Source organism: Thermoplasmata archaeon (assembly GCA_035632695.1).
Lineage (GTDB): Archaea > Thermoplasmatota > Thermoplasmata > RBG-16-68-12 > RBG-16-68-12 > RBG-16-68-12.
Window position 1 is genome coordinate 21,663 of the sequence record DASQGG010000005.1, and the last position, 6,259, is coordinate 27,921.

Genomic DNA, 6,259 nt, shown 5'->3' on the forward strand with positions numbered 1-6,259 from the left:
CTGAGTCCAAGCGAGCTCATGGTGACCATCGCGGCGCGCGAGCTCATGGACGGGGAGAGCGTCCTCGTGGGCGTCGGGATCCCGAACCTCGCGGCGAACCTGGCCAAGCGCATGCACGCCCCGAACCTGATCCTGGTCTACGAATCGGGAACGATCGGCTCCAACCCGAGCCGCATGCCCCTGTCGATCGGCGACCCCTGCCTCGTGACCGGCGCGAAGAGCGTCTGCTCCATGTACGAGCAGTTCGCGTACTACATCCAGGGCGGTCGGATCGATGTGGGGTTCCTCGGCGGGGCGCAGATCGACAAATTCGGAAACATCAACTCCACCGTGATCGGGGGCTACAAGGCCCCCAAGGTCCGTCTCCCGGGGAGCGGCGGCGCGTGCGAGACCGCGTCCAACGTGAAGAAGATCATCGTGATCACGCCCCACGAGAAACGGCGCTTCATCGAGAAGGTGGACTTCATCACGAGTCCTGGCTTCCTGGACGGGAAGGCGAAGTGGGAGGCCCTCCATCTCCAGGGGGGTGGGCCGTATGCGGTGATCACGAACCTGTGCACGATGAAGTTCGATCCCGTGACCGGCGAGATGATGCTGACCGCGCTGAACCCGGGCGTCACGGTGGCCCAGGTTCAGGAGAACACGCCCTGGAAGCTCAAGGTCGCGGACCACCTGGAGCAGAACGCGCCGCCCACGGACCAAGAGTTGAAGGTCCTGCGCTCCTTGGACCCGGAGCGGATCTACCTCGGGTGAGCCGCCATGGGAGCCTTCGACCCGATCGCGGAGTATAGGGCGCGGACCCGGAAGAGCGCCGCATGGCACGCGGAGGCGAGCCGCCACCTGCCCGGCGGCGTCACGGGCAACGTGAAGTTCTACGCTCCCTACCCGGTCTATGCGAAGCGGGCCAAGGGCGGCCACCTCTGGGACCTCGACGGCAACGACTACGTGGACTACATGCTCTGCTTCGGGCCCATGATCCTGGGTCACGGCCACCCCAAGGTCCTCGAGGCGATTCGGAAGCAGATCGACCGCGACGGGACCGTGATCTTCGGTCCCCCGCACGAGCTCGAGGTCCGGATGGCGGAACGTCTCAAGCGGATCTTCCCCTTCGCGGACCTCGTGCGCTTCACGAACAGCGGTCTCGAGGCCACCCTCCACGCGCTCCGGATCGCGCGGGGCGTGAAGCACCGGGTGAAGATCGCGAAGTTCGAAGGGGCCTACCACGGCAGCTACGACGAGGTCCTCGTCAGCCTGACGCCTCCCGTGCCCGAGGCAGGCCCTGCGGATGCGCCCAAGGCGATGTCGGGATCCCTGAGCACGACGCCCGCGGAGCTGCAGGGCACGGTCGTCCTGCCGCTCAACGACTTGGACGCGTGCAACCGGATCCTGAAGGCCCATCAGGGCCAGCTCGCGGCATTGATCCTCGAGCCGGTGCAGCGGGGCTTCCTCGTCGCGGAACCCGAGTTCCTCAAGGGTCTGCGGGAGACGACGAAGGCCTTGGACATGCTCCTGATCTTCGACGAGATCATGTCGGGCTTCCGCATGGAGAAGCTCGGGGCCGTCCAGACGCTGGTCGGCGTCGACCCGGACCTCATGACCCTGGGCAAGATCATCGGGGGCGGCTTCCCGTGCGGCGCGTTCCTGGGGAGCCGTGAGACCATGGACGCGGTGAATCCCGTGACGCGCCCGGCGAGCGAGCGGGTTTTCCACGGCGGCACGTTCAACGGGCATCCCACGGTGCTCGCCGCGGGCCTCGCGACCCTGGACGTGCTCGAGGAACCCCACACGTATCCCTACCTCAACCGGATCAGCGACCAGCTCCGAGACGGCCTCAATGGACTCTTCGCCGACCTCCGGGTGGACGCCCAGGCGATCGGACCGGGCTCCACGTTCAATGTCGTGTTCGCGAAGGGGCCTATGCGGAACTACCGCGACGCAGCCAAGGCGGACAAGAAGAAGCGCGAGCTCTTCGATTTCGGGATGCTGGCCCGCGGCATCCACTTCCATCCCGACAAGCCGTTCTACACGTGCACGGCCCACACCCCCGAGGACGTGGACCGCACGCTGACCGCCGCGGAGGACGTCCTCCGCCGGATGCAGTGATCACGAGAGGCGGCCGTAGCGGTCCAGGATCTCGACCACGTCGGGCGCGGGCAACTCGCGCGACGTGTTTCCATCCCGCCCGACCACGGTCGTCGCGGTGAATAGGGAGTCCACGATGGCCTCCTCCGTGGCTTCGACCGCCGCGAGGAAGATGGGGTTCAGCTTCGCGTCGTGGACGCGTTTCTCCGTGAGGAGGTGCGCGGGCGCTTCGTACGGCACACGGGCCGATGTCGAGAAGGCGATCGCCAGGTCGCCACTGCCATTCGAGCTGAAGGACCCGAGGCGTGCGAGGCCCAGAAACGCCCGCCTCGCCACGCGGCCGAGTTGCCGAGAGGAAAGCGGAGCGTCCGTCGCCAAGACCGTGACGATCGAGCCGCCACCTCCGGGTGGCGAGCGCCCTTTCGTCTTCTCCTGGGTGATGAGTTCCCGGCCCACCGGGACGCCCGCGATCGTGAGATGCTCCTTCCACCCGAAGTTGGAAAGGACGAGGGCGCCCACGGTCCATCTCCCGTCCCGCGCCTTGAGGTGCCGGCTCGAGGACCCGATGCCTCCTTTGAGCTGGCAGCACGTCATGCCCGTCCCCGCCCCGACGGTCCCCAGGCGGACCTCCTCCGTCGCGACCGTGAGCGCGTCTCGGACGTGGCGCGGCGTGACGTGCATCCCGCGGGCGTCGTTCAGGAAGGAATCGTCGCATTCGGAGACCGTGGGGGCGATCGCATCCTCCTCGCGGGCCGCCTCGGGGTTCGCCTCCAGGGTGGCTTCGACGAGGCCCGTGAACGCGTTCCCGACGCAGAGCGTGTTCGTCAGGGCGATCGGCGTCTCGAGGACGCCAAACTCTCGCAGGTTCACGGCGGAGGTCAGCTCGCCGCATCCGTTGATCGTGTCCCACATGGCCTTGGGGCGGTCGCGCCACACGTTGCCCCGGTGGGGCACGATGGCCGTGACGCCGGTGCGGACGGGCCCCTTCCCCGGGATCAGCTCGCCTTCCCCGGAGACCAGCGTGACGTGGCCCACGCGGACCTCGCCCACGTCCGCGATCGTGTTCTTCGGACCGGGCTCCAGCATGCCGAAGCGGAGCCCGTACTCCCTGCAGCGCGAGCGAATGCGGTTCGCTCCTCCAGGGAGTCAGCGAGGGGCTCAGGACCCTTATACTTTCCCGACGGCCCCGACGATGACGGCTCGGATTCCCACGCCGCAATTGTCGAATAGGTGGTCGAGGCTCCGCGGCCGTGCCCGGGGTCCACCGTTGTCCACCCTCAGGAGCCGCGTACGCCGCTTTTACCTTTACCAGGCGTGCTCCGCGTTCGCGATCTGGATCCCGTACTGGGCCCTTTGGATGCAGGCCCACGTGGCCTCGTACTTCGAATTCACCCTCGCCGACGTCGCGTTCTGGGTCGGGCTCCTCATCTTCCAGCTTCCCGTCGGCGTGCTCGCGGACCGCCTCGGCCGCAAATGGACGATCGTCTTGAGCGAGTCATTCCGCACCGCCGGTATCCTGGGCTACGGCTTCGGGATCAACCTCCTGGGGTACGTTGCGGCGAACATCATCTGGTCCATCGGCGGCGCCTTCTCGATCGGGACGTCGGCATACCTGTACGAGACCCTGATGGAGGCCCGGCAAGAGGCCGAGTTCCCGCGGTACATCGGCAGGAACACGTTCATCCAGATCGGCACGAACGCCGCGGCCGCACTGGTTGGGGGCGTCGTCGTCGCCGTGACCGGCAGCTACCAGATCACACTCATCCTCGGCGGGCTGATCAATGTCTCCGCGATCGTCGTGGCCGCGTCCTTCGTCGAGCCTGCCGTGGACCGGCAAACGGAGCCGACGGCTCTGAAGCAGCTGGGACAGGGTCTGCGGATCGTGCGTCGCCGAGAGGGCGTCGCCCTCCTGATCGGCCTCCAAGTTTTCCTCGGAGTCGCGCTGTACCTGATGACAGCCTTCCGGTCCCCTTACCTCGCAGCCGTCGGCATCGCGCCCGGCGACATCGGGGTTTGGGTCGCGGGCTTCCTGCTCGTCGCGGCCGTGGTCTCGGCGTTCACAGGGGCCATCTCGGACCGTCTTGGCGAGTTCGGGTCCCTCTCCCTAATCGCCCTCTTCGCCGCGGGTCCATTCTTCGGCCTCTGGATCGCCGGCCGCACCGCGTGGGCTGCCATTCTCCTCCAGATCCCTGTCTACGTCGTCTGGAGCTTGGAACCGCCGCTAATCTCCGCGTACCTCAACCGCCGTCTCGAGCCGGGGCTGAGGGCGACCGTCCTCTCGATGGGGTCGTTCGCCTACACCCTCGGCCTCGTGATTGCTGAACCCTTGGCGGGCTTAGCCGTCACGGGGGAGAACATCCTCATCCTCGGACTGTTCCTCGGCCTCTTGACCGCCGTCCCGTGCACCTACATCCTCGTGCGGTGGCGGGCGACCGTTGCGCCATGGCCTGCGATTACGCCCATCCCCTCCCGGCTCGTCCCCGGCGGCGCCCGCGTGTCCAGGTTCTCCCGCGTGTTCGAACGGCTGGGTCGGCTCTGGCCCTGATGGATGCACCAATGGCCAGCATTCCCCCGACCTTCAGGACTGGGATGCGGGGAAGTTAGGATGTTTCGGTGCGAGAGAACGTCGAAGAAGTCGCGACCGCGATGTATCGAAGGGCTCGGTGCAAGGTTGAGCACCCCATGGCCGTCCGAGGCGGTTCGGCGGGAAAGAGAGGCCTTGAACAACGCTTATCTAGCCACGGTCCCTCTCCGGCTCGTAAGGGGGACCCGGGCTATCCCTCCGGTTGGGGGCGAGGGGCGATGCGACCGACATGGTCGACCGCGCCTGACTTCCCAACGCCCCGGACGGCGATGGGGCCCCTGGAGGATGCGAGGTGGGCACCATGTCCGCTCAACGTATGATCGTGGTTGGCGTCGTCGTCGTCTTGGCCTTGATGAGTTTGGCAGTTCTGGCAGTACCAGCGGCAGCGGCGCGACCGGTCGCCGGTCGGGACCTCCAGACAGTTTCTCATGCGGCATCGATCCTCCCGGCAAAGGTTCCATCCGACTCGGTCCGCGCCGTCTCGTCTGCATCGCGTGCCGGTCTCGCCCAGAGCATCGTCCAGAGGATCAAAGCGGCGAACGTCCCGATGACCGCGGCGTACCTCCCGAATCTGCTCGCCCAGGTTCGGGTGTCGAACGGTGTCGTCCAGCCGCTCTACACGGAGGCCCCTGCACCGATGGGGATCGGTGACTTCGGCGTCCGGAACACCACCGGGACACCACAGGGGTACTTCCTCCAGACCACGAGCTGGCGGGGGATTCTTACCTTAAACGACGTCAATGCCCTGTATCTCGACGACGGCGCCCCGGACTATTTCGGGGCGCAGCTCAACACGGTCATGACCAATACTACGGTACAGGGCAACACAACGTACCGGTACTGGATTCAAAACGTGATTCAGTACAGCACGAAGGCCCACACGTTGACCTTCATTGACAACATCTGGAACTTCTCGAACCCGCAGGCGAGCGAGCCTGCGTCGACGTTCTACTCGGGGAATGGGACCCCTGTCGACCCCGTGTTCTACTATGATGTCGGACCCACCTTCGTGGTCCCGTTCCCGTTCACCGTGTACCTGTACGAGAATTCGAGCCTGACGGTGGGCACAGGCCCGGCGCCCCGTCCCGTGTGGTCTACGGTCCGCTTCGGCTATGACATCCGGAACGCGGCGGGCGCGAGGCTCTACAGCGGGATCTACGACACGGTCCTGTTCAACTCCAACGTCCGGGAAAACGCGAACCCCCCGATCCCCAAGTTCACCGTCGACGGGTTCAGGCCGAACCCCGTCGGGCTGTTGGACGACGCCGAGCTGATGATCGGCGGCCCGGGAGGCGGCAGCACGACCACGATCTTCGGTATCGCCGGTAGCGAGCGACTTCAGTTCTGGAACACGACCAGCCTGAAGTACGAGAACTCGAAGACCGCGTGGAACGAGGGGACCGACACGGGAGAGACCGTCGAGGGCATCAGCGAGTACTACACCGCGCCCGGAACCGTCGTAGTGGGTCCAGGTCCGTCGATTCCGATGCCCTTCTGGAACGCGACCCCTGGCGGCAATATCGGGCAGGCCGTCGTGCAGGGAACGGTCGCCCCATCGAACTCGTTCTTCTTCTTCAACCAAGGCACGGTCTT

Annotated in this window: 5 protein-coding genes; 4 read left to right on the forward strand and 1 reads right to left on the reverse strand. The window is 66.1% G+C overall.

Annotation, left to right across the window (positions count from 1 at the left end; all coding sequences use genetic code 11):
* Positions 1 to 18: 18 nt before the first annotated feature.
* Positions 19 to 753 (forward strand): CoA-transferase, encoded by a 735-nt coding sequence (locus VEY12_00300; protein ID HYM38571.1) that lies wholly within the window; start codon positions 19 to 21, stop codon positions 751 to 753.
* A gap of 6 nt (positions 754 to 759) precedes the next feature.
* Positions 760 to 2,103 (forward strand): aspartate aminotransferase family protein, encoded by a 1,344-nt coding sequence (locus VEY12_00305; protein ID HYM38572.1) that lies wholly within the window; start codon positions 760 to 762, stop codon positions 2,101 to 2,103.
* Here the strand turns inward: VEY12_00305 and VEY12_00310 are convergent, their stop codons facing one another.
* A complete protein-coding gene (locus VEY12_00310; protein HYM38573.1) occupies positions 2,104 to 3,168 on the reverse strand; it encodes a P1 family peptidase in 1,065 nt (354 codons plus the stop codon).
* Positions 3,169 to 3,349: 181 nt separating this feature from the next.
* Here VEY12_00310 and VEY12_00315 point away from each other — a divergent pair, with 181 nt between their 5' ends.
* Together VEY12_00315 and VEY12_00320 are read left to right on the forward strand one after the other, a co-directional pair.
* The gene (locus tag VEY12_00315; protein ID HYM38574.1) at positions 3,350 to 4,627 is read left to right on the forward strand and encodes an MFS transporter; all 1,278 of its coding nucleotides are present in this window, start codon (positions 3,350 to 3,352) and stop codon (positions 4,625 to 4,627) included.
* A gap of 586 nt (positions 4,628 to 5,213) precedes the next feature.
* The coding region (locus tag VEY12_00320) for a thermopsin family protease (protein ID HYM38575.1) at positions 5,214 to 6,259 on the forward strand (1,046 nt) is incomplete at its 3' end.

Bases quoted from the DNA above. Each gene is read 5' to 3' on its own strand.
- VEY12_00300 (HYM38571.1), top strand. From the start codon at position 19: ATGGTGACCATCGCGGCGCGCGAGCTCATGGACGGGGAGAGCGTCCTC.
- VEY12_00305 (HYM38572.1), top strand. From the start codon at position 760: ATGGGAGCCTTCGACCCGATCGCGGAGTATAGGGCGCGGACCCGGAAG.
- VEY12_00310 (HYM38573.1), bottom strand. From the start codon at position 3,168: ATGCTGGAGCCCGGTCCGAAGAACACGATCGCGGACGTGGGCGAGGTC.